The following is a 15,580-nucleotide window of genomic DNA, read 5'->3' on the forward strand; positions in this document are numbered from 1 at the left end:
CCTGTATCACCTGGGCGGGCTGCAACTGCGCACCGGCAGCGCCACCGACCCGCCCACCATCCTCATGGCCCGGGGAGTCCACCTCCACCTGCTGGACCTCCTCGGCCTAGAAGTGATGCAACCGCGCCGGTTGCAGACCTGAATCAGCGACCCGCGAAGTACGGGGCTAGGCCGCACCCGGCACGACGCGGAACGGCGGGGCGGAACCACCGGAAGGTGCGTTCCGCCCCGCCGTTCGTCGTTCGTTCGTCGTTGCTGGCGGGTGCCTCAGGGGCGGCGGGCCGAGGTCACCCGGTAGACGTCGTAGACGCCCTCGACGCCGCGCACCGCCTTCAGCACGTGCCCCAGGTGCTTGGGGTCGCCCATCTCGAACGTGAAACGGGAGGTGGCGACGCGGTCCCGGGAGGTCTGCACGGCCGCGGACAGGATGTTCACGTGCTGGTCGGAGAGCACGCGGGTGACGTCCGACAGCAGCCGGGACCGGTCCAGGGCCTCCACCTGGATGGCCACCAGGAAGACGGACGACTGGGTCGGTGCCCACTCGACGTCCAGGATGCGCTCCGGCTCGCGGGCCAGGGAGTCGACATTCGGACAGTCGGCCCGGTGCACCGAGACGCCGTTGCCGCGGGTGACGAAGCCGATGATGGGGTCTCCCGGCACCGGCGTGCAGCAGCGGGCGACCTTGACCCAGACGTCCTCGACGTCCTTGACGACCACGCCGGGGTCGGCGGTGGTGCGGCGCTTGCCGCGGGCCGGGACCGGCGGCGCGGACTCGGCGATGTCCTCGTTGGCGGCCTCCTCGCCGCCGACGGCCTGGACCAGCTTCTGCACAACGGTCTGCGCCGAGACATGGCCCTCGCCGATGGCCGCGTAGAGCGAGGAGATGTCCGGGTAGCGCATCTCGTGCGCGAGGGTGACCAGCGAATCCCCGCTCAGCACATGCTGAATGGGCAGGTTCTGCTTGCGGACCGCGCGGGCGATGGCGTCCTTGCCGTGCTCGATCGCCTCGTCGCGGCGCTCCTTGGAGAACCAGCCGCGGATCTTGTTGCGCGCGCGGGGCGACTTGACGAAGCCCAGCCAGTCGCGGGACGGGCCCGCGCCCTCCGCCTTGGAGGTGAAGATCTCCACGGTGTCGCCGTTGTCCAGCGTGGACTCCAGCGGCACCAGGCGCCCGTTGACCTTGGCCCCTATGGTGCGGTGGCCGACCTCGGTGTGCACCGTGTACGCGAAGTCGACCGGGGTGGCGCCGGCGGGCAGCGCTATGACGTCGCCCTTGGGCGTGAAGACGAAGACCTCGTTGCGCGACAGGTCGAAGCGCAGCGACTCCAGGAACTCCCCCGGGTCCTCGGTCTCCTTCTGCCAGTCCAGCAACTGGCGCAGCCACGCCATGTCGTCGACGGTGGTCCGGCCGCGCTCGCCCTTCTTCGGGGTGTCCGAGCGCACCTTGGAGGAGCCGGCCACCGCCTGCTGCTTGTACTTCCAGTGGGCGGCGATGCCGAACTCCGCGCGCCGGTGCATGTCGAACGTGCGGATCTGGAGCTCGACCGGCTTGCCGCCGGGCCCTATCACCGTCGTGTGCAGCGACTGGTACATGTTGAACTTGGGCATCGCGATGTAGTCCTTGAACCGCCCGGGCACCGGGTTCCACCGGGCGTGCACGGTGCCCAGCGCGGCATAGCAGTCGCGGACGGTGTCGACCAGGACGCGGATGCCCACCAGGTCGTAGATCTCGGCGAAGTCGCGGCCCCGCACGATCATCTTCTGGTAGACGCTGTAGTAGTGCTTCGGCCGGCCGGTGACCGCGGCCTTGATCCGCGCGCCGCGCAGGTCCGCCTGCACCTCGTCGATGACGGTGGCCAGATACTCGTCGCGCTTGGGGGCGCGCTCGGCGACCAGGCGCACGATCTCGTCGTACATCTTGGGGTAGAGGATGGCGAAGGCCAGGTCCTCCAGCTCCCACTTGATCGTGTTCATCCCCAGGCGGTGCGCCAGCGGGGCGTAGATCTCCAGGGTCTCGCGGGCCTTCTGCTCCTGCTTCTCCCGCTTGAGGAACCGCATCGTCCGCATGTTGTGCAGGCGGTCGGCGAGCTTGATGACCAGGACCCGGGGGTCCTTGGCCATGGCGACCACCATCTTGCGCACGGTCTCGGCCTGGGCCGCCTCGCCGAACTTGACCTTATCCAGCTTGGTGACGCCGTCGACCAGCAGGGCGACCTGGTCGCCGAAGTCCCGGCGCAGGCTGTCCAGGCCGTACTCGGTGTCCTCGACCGTGTCGTGCAGCAGCCCCGCCATCAGCGTCGCCGCGTCCATGCCGAGCTCGGCCAGGATCGTGGTGACGGCCAGCGGGTGCGTGATGTACGGGTCGCCGCTCTTGCGCTTCTGACCGCGGTGCCAGCGCTCGGCGACCTGGTAGGCGCGCTCGATCTGCCGCAGCGCCGTGGTGTCGGCCTTGGGGTCGTTGGCCCGCACGACCCGCAGCAGCGGCTCCAGGACCGGGTTGTAGGGGCTGGACCGCTGGACGCCGAGCCGGGCGAGCCGGGCGCGCACCCGGTTGGAAGAGCCGGAACGGCCGGACACCCCGGAGACGGCGGGCTGGGAGCCCGGTCCGGAGGGCGTCTGGGCACGGCTGTCCGAGCCGTCCCGCCGGCCGAGGGCGGTGGATGGCTTGGAGCTCTTCCGCTGGGTGGAGGTGAGCGGCTGGGCGTCGTCGGGCAAGGGCACTCCTTCTCGGCTCTTTCCCGTCATGGGCGGGCGGGAAAGGGAGGGGTCCTCCGGGCCGCGGACGGCCTGGGGGGAGTCCGGCCGGGAAACGATCGGACTGCCATGGTAACGAGCCCGGGCGAGCCATACGCGCGCAAGCCCGCGCACGCGCCCCGTTCCCGCAGTCTCGCGGGCGCCGGGGCGCGTGTACGGGCGTTTTCAGACGGTGATCAATGCCTGGTAGGGGGCACCGGCCAGCTCGGGCAGCACGCGATCGCGGCCCGGAAGAAATTCCAGCTCCATCAGCACGGCCAGACCCGCGACCCGGGCGCCGGAGCGCCGGATGAGCCGCAGGGAGGCCTCCGCGGTGCCGCCGGTGGCCAGGACGTCGTCGATCACCACGACCCGGTCCTCGGCCGTCAGGTCCTCGGCGTGGATCTCGATCTCCGCGCTGCCGTACTCCAGGTCGTACGTCTGGGACAGGGTGGCCCCGGGGAGCTTGCCCGCCTTGCGGACCGGGACGAAGCCGATGCCGGCCCGCACGGCGACGGGCGCCGCCAGGATGAAGCCGCGCGCCTCCAGGCCGACGACCTTGGTGGCGCCGGCCTCCTTGCAGAACGCGGCCAGCGCCTCGGTGAGCGCGCCGAACGCCTCGGGGTCGGCCAGCAGCGGCGTGATGTCCTTGAACAGGATGCCGGGCTTGGGGTAGTCGGGCACGTCCCGGATCCGGCCGCGCAGCAGACCGGCCAGCTCCTCGGCCGCCCCGGGCCGCACCGATGACACCGCGGTCACCGCCGCTTCCCCGAGGGACGGCCGCGGCCCCGGCCACGGGAGACCGGCTGGCGGCGCGGGCCGCGCGTGCCACCGGCCCCGGCGGCCACCGGGGCGGCGCCGGAGTCGTCCGCAGGCTCGGCCGCCGGCTCGCTGCCGGCTGCCTCCGCGCCGGTGTCCCCGGCCTCGTCGGCGCCCGCCTCGCCGCGCTGCTCCTCCTCGCGCTTGGCCCGCTTGGCCAGCACCTTGCGGTCCTGGGCGCGGATGTCCGCCTCCCGGGACTTGAAGTCGGCGACCAGCGGGGTGGCGATCATGATCGAGGAGTAGGCACCGGCGGTGAGGCCGACGAACAGCGACAGCGCGATGTCGTTCAGCATGCCGCCGCCCAGCAGGCCGCCGCCGATGAACAGCAGCGCGCCCACGGGGAGCAGCGCGACCACCGAGGTGTTGATGGATCGCACCAGCGTGCCGTTGAGGCTGCGGTTGGCCAGCTCCCGGTACGTGTAGCGGGTCTGCTTGGTGAAGTTCCTCGTGGTCTCCTTGAGGCCGTCGAACACCACGACCGTGTCGTAGAGCGAGTAACCGAGGATCGTCAGCAGACCGATGACCGTGCCGGGGGTGACCTCGAAGCCGACGATGGCGTACACACCGACCGTGATCGTCAGGTCGTGGATCAGGGCGATGAGGGCGGCCAGGGCCATGCGCCACTCGAAGGCGATGGCGAGGTAGATCACCACCAGGACCAGGAAGATCCCCAGGCCCTGCCATGCCTGGTTCGCGATCTGCGAACCCCAGCTCGGGCCGATCACCTCGGCGTTGAGGCTGTCGGTGGGGATCCCCAGCTCCTCGGCCAGGGCGGCGCGGGTCTCGTTGGACTGGTCGGTGCTCAGGCCGCTGACCTGGATGCGCATCTCACCGTCGTCGCCCAGCGTCTGCACCAGCGCCTGGCTGCCCGAGACATCCTCGGCGACCTCGCGGGCCTCCTCGACTGAGACCTCGGTGGGCGGCGTCGTGAAGACCGCCCCGCCCTCGAACTCCACGCCCATGTGCAGGCCGCGGATGCCGAGGCCGGCGAAGGCGACGATGGTGATCAGGATCGAGACGCAGTACCAGATCATCCGCCGGGAGACGAAGTCGAAGCCGACCTCACCGCGGTACAGCCGGGCACCGAGATCGCCGAGCCGTGACATCTCACGCCTCCTTCGGGTCGCTGGGAACGGGGGCGGGACGCCGGCCGCGCAGCAGTGGCCTGGCCCCCAGCCGCTTCGGGTCGAGACCCGACCAGGGGTGGCCGCCGGCGAAGAACTTCCTGCGGGCCAGCAGGGTCATCAGCGGCTTGGTGAACAGGAAGACGACGACCACGTCCAGGGCCGTGGTGAGGCCGAGGGTGAAAGCGAAGCCCTGCACCTTGCCGACGGTCACCACGAAGAGCACCGCCGCCGCGAGGAACGAGACGAAGTCCGAGACGAGGATGGTGCGCCGGGCGCGCGGCCAGGCCCGCTCCACGGCCGGGCGCAGAGTGCGCCCCTCGCGGATCTCGTCGCGTATCCGTTCGAAGTAGACAATGAACGAGTCGGCGGTGATGCCGATGGCGACGATCGCGCCGCAGACGGCCGGGAGGTTCAGCGCGAAGCCGATGGCCGGGCCGAGCAGCGACATGATCGTGTAGGTGAGCACGCTGGAGACCAGCAGGCTGGCGATGGCGATCAGCGACAGGCCGCGGTAGTACAGCACCATATAGATCACGACCAGGGCGAGGCCGATGGCGCCGGCGATAAGACCGGCCCGCAACTGCTCGCCGCCCAGGGTCGGGGAGACGGTGGAGACGCTGGCCTCCTCGAAGCTCAGCGGCAGCGCGCCGTACTTGAGGATGTTGGCCAGGTCCTCCGCGGACTCCTGGTTGAAGCCGCCGGAGATCTCGGCGCTACCGCCGCCCAGCCGCTCGGAGACCGTGGGGGCCGAGACGATCTCGCCGTCCAGCACGATGGCGAACCGGTTCTGGGGCTCGACCTGGGTGGCCAGCTCGGCGGTGATGTCGGCGAACTTGTCGGCACCGGAGCCGTTGAACTCCATCTGCACGATCCAGCCGCGGCCCTGCTGGCTGTCGAAGACGGCGTCCGCGCTGCTCACGTCGGTACCGGGAACGGCCACCGGGCCGAGGACGTACTTGTAGACGCCGTCGGAGTCGCAGGCGACCGTCGGCTCGTCGTCCTTGGCCTGCGCCGCGGCCTGGCTCGCCGCCAGGCGGCCCTCCTCGGTGGTGCAGTCGAGCGCGTCGAGCCGCGCCTGGAGGTCGGCGGCGTCCTCGGCCGCGGCCTGCTCCTCGGGCGTCTGCTCGGTGGCCTCGTCCGTGGGCTCCTCCGTGGCGTCGTCGGCCGGCTCCTCGGAGGCGTCCCCGCTGGGCTCGTCGGTGGGCTCCTCGCCGCTGTCGGGCGCCTCCGTCTCCTCGGTGCGGTAGGAGGCGTAGCCCGCGGTGGTGGCCGAGTTCGCCGCGCCGGGGGCGGGCAGGCTCTGGTTCTCCGTCTCACCGTCGCCGGAGTCCGTCGACCCGTCGGTCGCCTCGTCCGTGGGCTCCTCGGAGGCCTCGTCCGAGGGCTCGTCGGTGGGCTCCTCGGTCGACCCGTCGGTGGGCTCGTCCGTCGGCTCCTCGGTCGCCGGAAGCGCCGACGCGGACGAGAGGACCGGCCGGAAGCCCAGCTCGGCCGTGGTACCGACCTGCTCTCGGGCCTGCTCCTCGTCGCTGCCCTTGGGGATGTTGACGATGATGTTCTGGCTGCCCTGGGTCTGGACCTCGGCCTCCGAGACACCGAGTCCGTTGACCCGGCGCTCGATGATGTTGACCGCGGTGTTGAGGTTCGTCGAGTTGATCGCGTCCTCGTTGCCCTCCTCCGCCACGGCGGAGAGCGTGATGCTCGTGCCACCGGCGAGGTCGATGCCCAGGCGAGGCGTGTTATGGCCGGAGAGGAACATTCCTCCGGTCAGCGCCACGATGATCAGCAGAATCAGCAGCAGAGCCCGTCCGGGCTTTCCCTGCGCTCCCCGGGACCGGGAATCCCTCTTGGGTGAGGACCTGAGGTCCCTCTTCGGTGTCGCCACCTTCTCGTCTCTCTCTGTCCAGCGACCCGCGGCCGGTGACCACCGCGCGGCTCAGCGGAATGACTGACGGACGGCCGGTGCCGCCGCCTTCAGGACTTGGAGCCGTTCTCGCCTTCGTCGTCCCGGGCGTCGCGGGGCTCGGCCCCTTCGCCGTCCTCGGAGTCGGACTTGCCCAGTTCCACCCGGCCGCCCTCGCCCTCGGTCAGAGCGGAGGCGTCATCGGGGACAACCGTCTCGTCGTCCGCGTAGGGCTCCTCCCCGCTGATGATCCGCTCGTACTCCTCGGCGTCCAGCACGGCTCCGATGGCGTTCTTCGCGTAGACCGCGTGCACTCCCGGCGTGATCTCCAGCAGCACCGTGTCCTCGCGGACCTCCTTGACCTCGGCGTACATACCGCCGATGGTCCGCACTCCGGTGCCCGGCTCCATCGAGTCCCGCATCTCCATGGCCTGACGCTGCTTGTTTTTGGCCGATCGCGTCATGAGGAACATGACACCGATGAGCAGAATGAACGGGAAGAGAAACGCGATGTCCACGGTGGAGGAATTTCCTTTGTCTGGCCGCTGACGCGACCTGATATTCGGGGGTGGGCATGCCGCCCTGGGTGGGGACGGCATCGGCGGAGTCTAAGCGAGGCCGCGCCTGGGGAACAACGTCCAGGATGCTATCGGAGTTCCTTCCGGGGGAAATCCGCGCCGGCCTCCGCCCTCACGTCCCGAACAGTCCTTCTTGTCCACCGCCGGCCGCCGGCTGCGGCGGCACCATCCCGAGATGCCGCCACGCGGCCGGGGTGGCCACCCGCCCGCGGGGGGTGCGGGCCAGCAGGCCCTCGCGGACGAGGAACGGCTCGGCGACCTCCTCCACCGTCTCGCGCTCCTCCCCCACCGCGACCGACAGCGTCGACAGCCCGACCGGCCCGCCGCCGAAAAGGCTCAGCAGCGCGTTGAGCACGGCGCGGTCCAGCCGGTCGAGGCCGCGCTCGTCCACCTCGTAGACCGCCAGCGCCCGCCGCGCCGCCTCCCGGGTGACGACCCCGTCGGCCCGCACCTGGGCGTAGTCCCTGACCCGGCGCAGCAGCCGGTTGGCGATGCGGGGCGTGCCCCGCGACCGGCCGGCGATCTCGGCCGCGCCGTCGTCGGTGACTTCCACGTCCAGCAGCCGGGCGGAGCGGCGCACGACGCGTTCCAGCTCGTCGGGGGCGTAGAACTCCATGTGGCCGGTGAAGCCGAAGCGGTCGCGCAGCGGGGGCGGCAGCAGCCCGGCCCGGGTGGTCGCGCCGACCAGCGTGAACGGCGGCAGCTCCAGGGGGATCGCGGTCGCGCCGGGCCCCTTGCCGACAATGACGTCCACCCGGAAGTCCTCCATCGCCATGTACAGCATCTCCTCGGCGGGCCGGGACATCCGGTGGATCTCGTCGAGGAAGAGCACCTCGCCCTCGGTGAGGGAGGAGAGGATCGCGGCGAGGTCCCCGGCGTGCTGGATGGCCGGGCCGGAGGTGATCCGGATCGGGGCTCCCATCTCGGCCGCGATGATCATGGACAGGGTGGTCTTGCCGAGCCCGGGGGCGCCGGAGAGCAGCACGTGGTCGGCGGTGGCGCCGCGGGCGCGCGCGGCACGCAGCACCAGGTCGAGCTGCTCGCGCACCCGGGTCTGGCCGATGAACTCCTCCAGGTCCTTCGGGCGCAGCGCCGCCTCGACGGCCAGATCCTCGCCGTCCGCGGCGGCGCCGACCAGGCGCTCCCCGGCGCCGTCCGGCTGCTCGTCCCAGCTCATGAAATCGCCTTCTACCTGGTGCGGTTGAGGGTTTGCAGGGCGGCGCGCAGCAGCGCGGACACCACGGGCGCCGTGCCCTCGGCCTCGGCGGCCTCCGCCTGCGGCGCGACGGCGGCCACGGCCTGGTCGGCGTCGCGGGGGGCGTAGCCGAGCCCGACCAGGGCGGTGTGCACCTGCTCCCGCCAGCCGGGCGGCGGCACGGCCGCGGGTCGGGCGGCGGCGGGCGCGGTGCCCAGCGGCGCGCCGAGCCGGTCCTTGAGCTCCAGGAGCAGCTTCTGCGCGCCCTTCTTGCCGATGCCGGGGACCGCCGTGAGGGCCTTCTCGTCGTCGGTGGCGACGGCCAGCCGCAGCGCCTCGGGGCTGTGCACGGCCAGCATGGCCTGGGCGAGCCGGGGGCCCACGCCGCTGGCGGTCTGGAGCAGCTCGAACACCTGGCGCTCGTCCTCGTCGGCGAACCCGTAGAGGGTGAGCGAGTCCTCCCGGACGACGAGCGAGGTGGCCAGCCGGGCGTGGTCCCCGACGCGCAGCCCGGCGAGGGTGCCGGGGGTGGCCTGAACGGCGATCCCGATGCCGCCGACCTCCACCACCGCGGAGTCGGGGGCGAGAGAGGCGACCGGTCCGGAGACAAACGCGATCATGACGGGAGGGTGCCCTTCGGTCGGGGTACGGCGGCCCGGGCGCGCCGCAGCCGGTCCTGGGCCGGGGCGCGCCAGATGTGGCAGATGGCCAGCGCCAGCGCGTCGGCGGCGTCGGCGGGGCGGGGCGGCTCGGCCAGCCGCAGCAGCCGGGTCACCATGGCGCCGACCTGGGCCTTGTCGGCCCGGCCGCTGCCGGTGACGGCCGCCTTGACCTCGCTCGGCGTGTGCAGGGCGACGGGCAGTCCGCGCCGCGCGGCGCAGAGCATGGCGACGGCGCTGGCCTGGGCCGTACCCATGACAGTGCGGACATTGTGCTGGCTGAAGACCCGCTCCACCGCGACCGCGTCCGGGCGGTGGGCGTCGATCCACTCCTCGACCCCGCGTTCGATGAGCACCAGGCGCTGGGCCGTCTCGGCGTTTACCGGCGTGCGCACGACGCCGACGGCCACCATGCCCAGCCGGCGGCCCGCCGACCCGTCCACGACACCGACGCCGCACCGGGTGAGCCCCGGGTCCACGCCCATGACACGCACCGGCTCTCCCTCGTTCGCCCCGTCCCGGCCACCTGCTCCGGCAGGCTACCGGCCACCGCTGACAACGGGCGCGAACCGCCCCGGGACCGCGGGCTAGGCGCCGACCTTGGCCATGATGTCGTCGGCCACGTCGAAGTTCGCGAAGACGTTCTGCACGTCGTCGCTGTCCTCCAGCGCGTCGATCAGCCGGAAGATCTTGCGGGCGCCCTCCTCGTCCAGCTCGACCTGCATGGTCGGCATGAACGCGGCCTCGGCCGAGTCGTAGTCGATGCCCGCCTCCTGGAGGGCGGTGCGCACCGCGATCAGGTCGCCGGCCTCGCTGACCACCTCGAAGGACTCGCCGAGATCGTTGACCTCCTCGGCACCGGCGTCCAGCACCGCGCCCAGTACGTCGTCCTCGGACAACCCGGCCTTGGGGACAATGACGACGCCCTTGCGGTTGAAGAGGTAGGAGACGGACCCGGGGTCGGCCATGGAGCCGCCGTTGCGGGTCATGGCGACGCGCACGTCGGAGGCTGCCCGGTTGCGGTTGTCGGTCAGGCACTCGATGAGCACGGCGACACCGTTCGGGCCGTACCCCTCGTACATGATCGTCTGATAGTCGGCGCCGCCCGCCTCGAGGCCCGCGCCGCGCTTCACCGCGCGGTCGATGTTGGTGTTGGGGACGGAGCTCTTCTTGGCCTTCTGGATGGCGTCGTAGAGCGTGGGATTGCCGTCCGGATCACCGCCGCCCGTCCGGGCCGCGACCTCGATGTTCTTGATCAGCTTGGCGAACAGCTTGCCGCGCTTGGCATCGATCACGGCCTTCTTGTGCTTGGTGGTTGCCCACTTGGAGTGGCCGGACACAGCGCTGCTCCTTCGATGTCACCAGAACTTCAACCGACGTGGTGATCCTACCGGCAGCGTCCTACCGCGCCGCGCGCACCATGTCGGCGAAGAGGGCGTGGACCCGGTGGTCCCCGGTCAGCTCCGGGTGGAACGCGGTCGCCAGGAGGTTGCCCTGCCGTACGGCGACCGTGTGGCCGCCGTGCTCGGCGATCGACTCGGCCCGGGCGCCGAGGGACTCCACCCAGGGGGCGCGGATGAACACGCCCTCCACGGGGCCGCCGGGAATCCCGGCCACCTCGACGGCCGCCTCGAAGGACTCGTTCTGCCGCCCGAAAGCGTTACGCCGCACGATCATGTCGATGCCGCCCACGGTCTCCTGGCCGGAGCGCGGGTCGAGGATCTTGTCGGCGAGCATGATCATGCCGGCGCAGGACCCGTACACCGGCAGGCCGGCCCGCACGCGGTCGCGCAGCGGCTCCAGCAGGCCGAAGGCGGTCGCCAGCTTGGAGATCGTGGTGGACTCGCCGCCGGGGATCACCAGCCCCTCGACGGCGGCCAGCTCCTCGGGGCGGCGCACGGAGCGGGCCTGCGCGCCCGCCCCGTCGAGCGCGGCGAGATGTTCCCGGGCGTCACCCTGGAGGGCGAGCACGCCGATGACGGGAGAGGTCACGTGCGCCGTCCTCCGCTCACCAGCCGCGCGCGGCGTAGCGCTCGCCGTCGGGCAGGACGTCGATGTTGATGCCGACCATGGCCTCGCCCAGGCCGCGCGAGACGTCGGCGATCACCTTGGGGTCGTCGTAGAAGGTGGTGGCCTTCACGATGGCGGCGGCGCGCTTGGCCGGGTCGCCGGACTTGAAGATGCCGGAGCCGACAAAGACGCCCTCGGCACCGAGCTGGCGCATCAGCGCGGCGTCGGCCGGGGTCGCGACGCCGCCGGCGGAGAAGAGGACGACGGGGAGCTTGCCCAGCTCGGCGACCTCCCGGACCAGCTCGTAGGGCGCGCGCAGCTCCTTGGCGGCGGCGTACAGCTCGTTGTTGTCCAGGCTCCGCAGCCGGCCGATGTCGCCCTTGATCTGGCGCATGTGGCGCACGGCCTCGACGACGTTCCCGGTGCCGGCCTCGCCCTTGGAACGGATCATGGCCGCGCCCTCGGCGATCCGCCGCAGGGCCTCGCCCAGGTTGGTGGCGCCGCAGACGAAGGGGGTGGTGAAGGCCCACTTGTCGGTGTGGTTGACCTCGTCGGCCGGGGTGAGGACCTCGGACTCGTCGATGTAGTCCACGCCGAGCGCCTGGAGGACCTGGGCCTCGACGAGGTGGCCGATCCGGGACTTGGCCATCACCGGGATGGAGACGGCCTCGATGATGCCGTCGATCATGTCCGGGTCGGACATGCGGGCCACGCCGCCGTCCTTGCGGATGTCCGCCGGCACGCGCTCCAGCGCCATGACGGCCACGGCCCCGGCGTCCTCGGCGATCTTCGCCTGCTCGGGCGTGACGACATCCATGATCACGCCGCCCTTGAGCTGCTCGGCCATGCCGCGCTTGACGCGCGCGGTGCCGGTTTCGGGGGTCTGGGGGGCGTTGGAAGACGTGCTGGACACGGATCTGACCTCACTCGACGAATAATTGTGCGACACGACCATCGTAGGCCCGCCCGGGAACGGATCGCGGAGACCGGGCGCACCCGGAGTGGCCACGTGATCGATGAGACCGCATGGTGGCCCTCTCCGGAAAGGGCCAATCGGCGCTCAGTGGCCCGGACCTTCGGCCCCCGCGGCGAAGTCGACCAGGGCGGCCGGGGGCTCGTCGTCCATCTCGAAGGCGAGCGGGAACGGCGCGTGCCCGGCCAGCCGGAACCAGCGCACCGTGCGATGGCGCCGCACCGCGCGGGCGGCGCGCACCGCGTCGTTGTGGAAGCGCCGCGCCATCGGCACCCGACGGACCGCCGCGACGAGTTCGGCCGCGCTGTCCTGGCCGCCGGGGGCGTCGCGCACCGCGCGGACCTGCGCGCTCTCGGCGAACACCACCCGCAGCGCCTGGCTGAGCTCGCTCTCGGCCACCTCGCGCTGCTCGTCCTCCGCGAGCCGCGCGGCGTGCGCCGCCTGGTAGAGCACCATCGACGCGGCCGGGTCGAACACCCCCGCGGTGGCCAGCTCCTGGGCGATCGAGGCGCGGCGCAGCAGTTGGGCGTCGAGCGCGGCGCGGGCGGCGTCGATGCGCGCGTGCAGCCGGTCCAGCCGCCCGGCGGTCCAGCTCAGGTAGATGCCGACGAGCAGCAGGCCGGCGGCGATCCAGATGAGTGTGGTCACGGTCCGAAACCCTAGCGGCCGGGCCGCGCGTCAGTCGCGCGCGAAGCCGAGCCGCCCCAGCAGCCCGGCGCGGTCGTCCGGCGCCACGGCCCCGGCGCCGGCCGCCACCGTCTCGTACACGGCGAGGATGTCGGCGCCCACGGTGGACCAGTCGAAGCGGCGCACATGCCGGCTGCCGCGCTCGCGCAGCTCCTCCCGGCGCTCGGCGTCGCCCAGCAGCCGCACCGCGGCGGCGGCCAGCGCGGCGGCGTCCTCGTTGGGGAACAGCTCGCCGGCCGCTCCCCCGTCGAGCACCTGCGCGAACGCGTCGAGGTCGCTGGCCAGCACGGGCGCGCCCGCGGACAGTGCCTCGACCAGGATGATGCCGAAGCTCTCGCCGCCGGTGTTGGGCGCCACGTACACGTCTACGCTCCGCAGCAGCCGCGCCTTGTCCTCGTCGCTGACCATGCCGAGGAACTCCACGCGCTCGCGCACCCGCGCCGGCAGCCCGGCGACCGCCTCCTTCTCGTCGCCCCGCCCGGCCACCAGCAGCCGGGCCCCGGGCCGGGCGTCGAGGATGTGGGGCAGCGCGCGCATCAGCACGGGAAGTCCCTTGCGGGGTTCGTCGATGCGGCCGATGAAGCCGATGGTCTGGCCCTGCCACTCGGCCTTGGGCGCGGCGCCGGCGAAGAAGCCCACGTCCACGCCGTTGGGGATGACCACCGCGTCGCCGCCCAGGTGCTCGACCAGGGTGCGGCGGGCGTACTCGCTGACCGCGATCCGGGCGCTGATCTTCTCCAGCGCGGGCTGGAGGATCGGATAGGCGGCGACCATGGCCCGGGACCGCGGATTGGAGGTGTGGAACGTGGCGACGATCGGCCCGCGGGCGGCCCAGCAGGTCAGCAGCCCGAGGGAGGGGACGACCGGCTCGTGGATGTGCAGCACCTCGAAGTCGCCGTCGTGCACCCAGCGTCTGACCCGGGCGACGGACATCACGCCGAGGTTGACCCGGGCGACCGAGCCGTTGTACGGCACGGACACCGCGCGCCCGGCGGAGACCACATAGGGCGGCAGCGGGGTGTCCTCGTCGGCCGGGGCCAGGACGGAGACGTCGTGCCCGCGCCGGATCAGGTCCTCGGCCAGGTCCCGCACGTGGAACTGCACGCCGCCGGGCACGTCCCAGGAGTACGGGCACACGATGCCGATCCTCATGGCCGCCCTACCTTCCTTCCCGGACTCCCGGGCGCGGCGCGATGTCGCTGAGCCACAGCCGTTGCAGCATGTGCCAGTCCTGCGGGTGCGCGGCGATCCCCTCGGCGAACGCGTCGGCCAGGGCCTGGGTCATGACCGCGGTCCGCTCGGCGCGCGTGCCGGACTCGGGCACCGGGACGGGCGGGAAAACGCGGCCCTTCATGACCGGAGTGTCGTCGAACCACAGGCTGACGGGCAGCAGCAGCGCGCCCGTCTGCTGGGCCAGCATGGCAGGTCCGGCGGGCATGCGCGCGGTCTCCCCGAAGAACGTGACCTCGACCCCCGAGGCCGACAGGTCGCGGTCGGCGACCAGGCACACCAGCCCGCCCTCGCGCAACCGCCGGGCCAGCTTGCCCAGCGAGCCGCCGGTGTGCGGCAGCACCTCCATGCCCAGCGACTCGCGATAGGCCACGAACCGGTCGAAGAGGGTCTCGGGCCGCAGCCGCTCCACGACCGTGGCGAACGGGGTGTCGAGCGCGGTAACCAGCCAGGCGCCGGCCAGGTCCCAGTTGCCCATGTGCGGCAGCGCGAGGATCACACCGCGGTCGTCGGCGATGGCGTCGGTGAGGCGGTGGATGTCCTCGCCCTCGAAGGACCGCGCGATGCGTTCCCGGCTCCAGGTCGGCAGCCGGAAGGTCTCCATCCAGTACCGCATATAGGTGCGCATGCCGGCGCGGGACAGCTCCCGCAGCCGCTCGGGACCGGCGTCGGGCACCACCCGGGCGAGATTCGCCTCCAGGCGCCGCACGCCCTGGCCGCGCCGCCGCCAGGCGACGTCCGCCACGCGGCGGCCCAGGGCGCGGGCCGCGGGCTCGGGCAGCTTCTTGACCGTGGACCACCCCAGGCCGTACAGCGCGTCGGCGAACCGCTCCTTCATGCCGCCGGCCCGCTCCCCTGCTCCTGCTCCTGCTCGCGCTGGGCGGCGGCGTCGGCCTCGGCGGACTCGCGGCGCACGGTGACCACGCGCTGGACGAGGGTGACCAGGCTCCCGGCGGCGACCACCCACAGGGCGGTGGGCAGCAGGATGTCGATGTGCGGCACGTCGAAGGTCCGCTCCCAGCCCGCGAATCCCGCGCAGACCAGGGTGATGACCAGGCGCTCGGCGCGTTCCACCAGGCCGTTGACCTTCACCGGCAGCCCGATGCTCTCGCCGCGGGCCTTGGTGTACGAGACGACCTGCCCGCTCGCCAGGCAGAACAGCGTGACCGAGCACAGCGCCAGGTTGTCGCCGTCGCCCGCGTACCACAGGGCGATGCCGGAGAAGATCGCCGCGTCGGCCAGCCGGTCGAGGGTGGAGTCGAGGAACGCGCCCCAGCGGCTCGAAGTGCCGAGCTGCCGGGCCATGTTGCCGTCGACCAGGTCGGAGAACACGAAGAGGGTGATGACGACGGTGCCCCAGAAGAACTCGCCGCGGGGGTAGAACGCCAGCGCCCCCGCCATCACCCCGGCCGTGCCGATGAGTGTCACGGCGTCCGGCGTCACCCGCATTCTCAGCAGCATGGCGGCGAACGGCGTGAGGACACGCGTGAAGAAAGCACGCGCGTACTTGTTGAGCATGTCCTTCCCAGGGGTCGCGGGGGGCCGCGCGTCGGGCGGCCACCGTGAGGCCCCATCGTAGCCACGGTCACCGGGCGCCGACGCCGGGCCCGGGCCCAAGGGTGGTTTCCGGCCGTGGGGCGGACCGGGGGCCCGTGCGCCATTA

Annotated in this window: 15 protein-coding genes; all 15 read right to left on the minus strand. The window is 72.1% G+C overall.

Annotated elements, in window-relative coordinates; all coding sequences use genetic code 11:
• Positions 1–267: 267 nt before the first annotated feature.
• The gene (locus tag RM590_RS23615) at positions 268–2,715 is read right to left on the minus strand and encodes a RelA/SpoT family protein (RefSeq protein ID WP_311706698.1); all 2,448 of its coding nucleotides are present in this window, start codon (positions 2,713–2,715) and stop codon (positions 268–270) included.
• A 204-nt stretch (positions 2,716–2,919) separates the two neighbouring features.
• Positions 2,920–3,492: an adenine phosphoribosyltransferase gene (locus tag RM590_RS23620; protein ID WP_394813957.1), complete on the minus strand. Its 573-nt coding sequence runs from the start codon at positions 3,490–3,492 to the stop codon at positions 2,920–2,922.
• Entirely contained in the window at positions 3,489–4,661 is a 1,173-nt protein-coding gene (gene secF / locus RM590_RS23625) for a protein translocase subunit SecF (RefSeq protein ID WP_311706699.1), read from the minus strand. Before secF ends, RM590_RS23620 begins: the two co-directional genes overlap by 4 nt.
• Position 4,662: 1 nt before the next feature.
• Positions 4,663–6,459 (minus strand): protein translocase subunit SecD, encoded by a 1,797-nt coding sequence (gene secD / locus RM590_RS23630; protein WP_311706700.1) that lies wholly within the window; start codon positions 6,457–6,459, stop codon positions 4,663–4,665.
• A 197-nt stretch (positions 6,460–6,656) separates the two neighbouring features.
• Positions 6,657–7,103: a preprotein translocase subunit YajC gene (gene yajC / locus RM590_RS23635; protein WP_311706701.1), complete on the minus strand. Its 447-nt coding sequence runs from the start codon at positions 7,101–7,103 to the stop codon at positions 6,657–6,659.
• A gap of 172 nt (positions 7,104–7,275) precedes the next feature.
• On the minus strand, positions 7,276–8,340 hold the full coding sequence (gene ruvB / locus RM590_RS23640) for a Holliday junction branch migration DNA helicase RuvB (protein WP_311706702.1): 1,065 nt from the start codon (positions 8,338–8,340) through the stop codon (positions 7,276–7,278).
• Between the two features lie 11 nt (positions 8,341–8,351).
• Positions 8,352–8,978: a Holliday junction branch migration protein RuvA gene (ruvA, locus tag RM590_RS23645; protein ID WP_311706703.1), complete on the minus strand. Its 627-nt coding sequence runs from the start codon at positions 8,976–8,978 to the stop codon at positions 8,352–8,354.
• Positions 8,975–9,511, minus strand: coding sequence for a crossover junction endodeoxyribonuclease RuvC (ruvC, locus tag RM590_RS23650; protein ID WP_311706704.1), 537 nt, complete (start codon positions 9,509–9,511; stop codon positions 8,975–8,977). The genes ruvA and ruvC overlap by 4 nt, the downstream gene beginning before the upstream one ends.
• A 93-nt stretch (positions 9,512–9,604) precedes the next feature.
• On the minus strand, positions 9,605–10,357 hold the full coding sequence (locus tag RM590_RS23655; RefSeq protein WP_311706706.1) for a YebC/PmpR family DNA-binding transcriptional regulator: 753 nt from the start codon (positions 10,355–10,357) through the stop codon (positions 9,605–9,607).
• Between the two features lie 61 nt (positions 10,358–10,418).
• Positions 10,419–11,009, minus strand: a complete 591-nt coding sequence (gene pdxT, locus RM590_RS23660) for a pyridoxal 5'-phosphate synthase glutaminase subunit PdxT (RefSeq protein ID WP_311706707.1) — start codon at positions 11,007–11,009, stop codon at positions 10,419–10,421.
• A 16-nt stretch (positions 11,010–11,025) separates the two neighbouring features.
• Positions 11,026–11,982, minus strand: coding sequence for a pyridoxal 5'-phosphate synthase lyase subunit PdxS (gene pdxS, locus RM590_RS23665; protein ID WP_394813961.1), 957 nt, complete (start codon positions 11,980–11,982; stop codon positions 11,026–11,028).
• 105 nt (positions 11,983–12,087) lie between these two features.
• The gene (locus tag RM590_RS23670; RefSeq protein WP_311706709.1) at positions 12,088–12,648 is read right to left on the minus strand and encodes a LemA family protein; all 561 of its coding nucleotides are present in this window, start codon (positions 12,646–12,648) and stop codon (positions 12,088–12,090) included.
• Positions 12,649–12,678: 30 nt separating this feature from the next.
• Positions 12,679–13,839: a glycosyltransferase family 4 protein gene (locus tag RM590_RS23675; protein WP_311706710.1), complete on the minus strand. Its 1,161-nt coding sequence runs from the start codon at positions 13,837–13,839 to the stop codon at positions 12,679–12,681.
• A 7-nt stretch (positions 13,840–13,846) separates the two neighbouring features.
• On the minus strand, positions 13,847–14,755 hold the full coding sequence (locus RM590_RS23680) for a phosphatidylinositol mannoside acyltransferase (protein WP_311706711.1): 909 nt from the start codon (positions 14,753–14,755) through the stop codon (positions 13,847–13,849).
• Positions 14,752–15,435 carry a phosphatidylinositol phosphate synthase gene (pgsA, locus tag RM590_RS23685; RefSeq protein ID WP_311706712.1) on the minus strand — a complete coding sequence of 228 codons (684 nt, stop codon included), beginning with the start codon at positions 15,433–15,435 and terminating at the stop codon, positions 14,752–14,754. Before pgsA ends, RM590_RS23680 begins: the two co-directional genes overlap by 4 nt.
• Between the last annotated feature and the right edge of the window lie 145 nt (positions 15,436–15,580).

Source organism: Streptomyces litchfieldiae, assembly GCF_031845365.1.
Lineage (GTDB): Bacteria > Actinomycetota > Actinomycetes > Streptomycetales > Streptomycetaceae > Streptomyces > Streptomyces litchfieldiae.

Bases quoted from the DNA above. Each gene is read 5' to 3' on its own strand.
- secF (WP_311706699.1), bottom strand. From the start codon at position 4,661: ATGTCACGGCTCGGCGATCTCGGTGCCCGGCTGTACCGCGGTGAGGTC.
- ruvB (WP_311706702.1), bottom strand. From the start codon at position 8,340: ATGAGCTGGGACGAGCAGCCGGACGGCGCCGGGGAGCGCCTGGTCGGC.
- ruvA (WP_311706703.1), bottom strand. From the start codon at position 8,978: ATGATCGCGTTTGTCTCCGGACCGGTCGCCTCTCTCGCCCCCGACTCC.
- pdxS (WP_394813961.1), bottom strand. From the start codon at position 11,982: ATGGTCGTGTCGCACAATTATTCGTCGAGTGAGGTCAGATCCGTGTCC.
- RM590_RS23675 (WP_311706710.1), bottom strand. From the start codon at position 13,839: ATGAGGATCGGCATCGTGTGCCCGTACTCCTGGGACGTGCCCGGCGGC.
- RM590_RS23680 (WP_311706711.1), bottom strand. From the start codon at position 14,755: ATGAAGGAGCGGTTCGCCGACGCGCTGTACGGCCTGGGGTGGTCCACG.
- pgsA (WP_311706712.1), bottom strand. From the start codon at position 15,435: ATGCTCAACAAGTACGCGCGTGCTTTCTTCACGCGTGTCCTCACGCCG.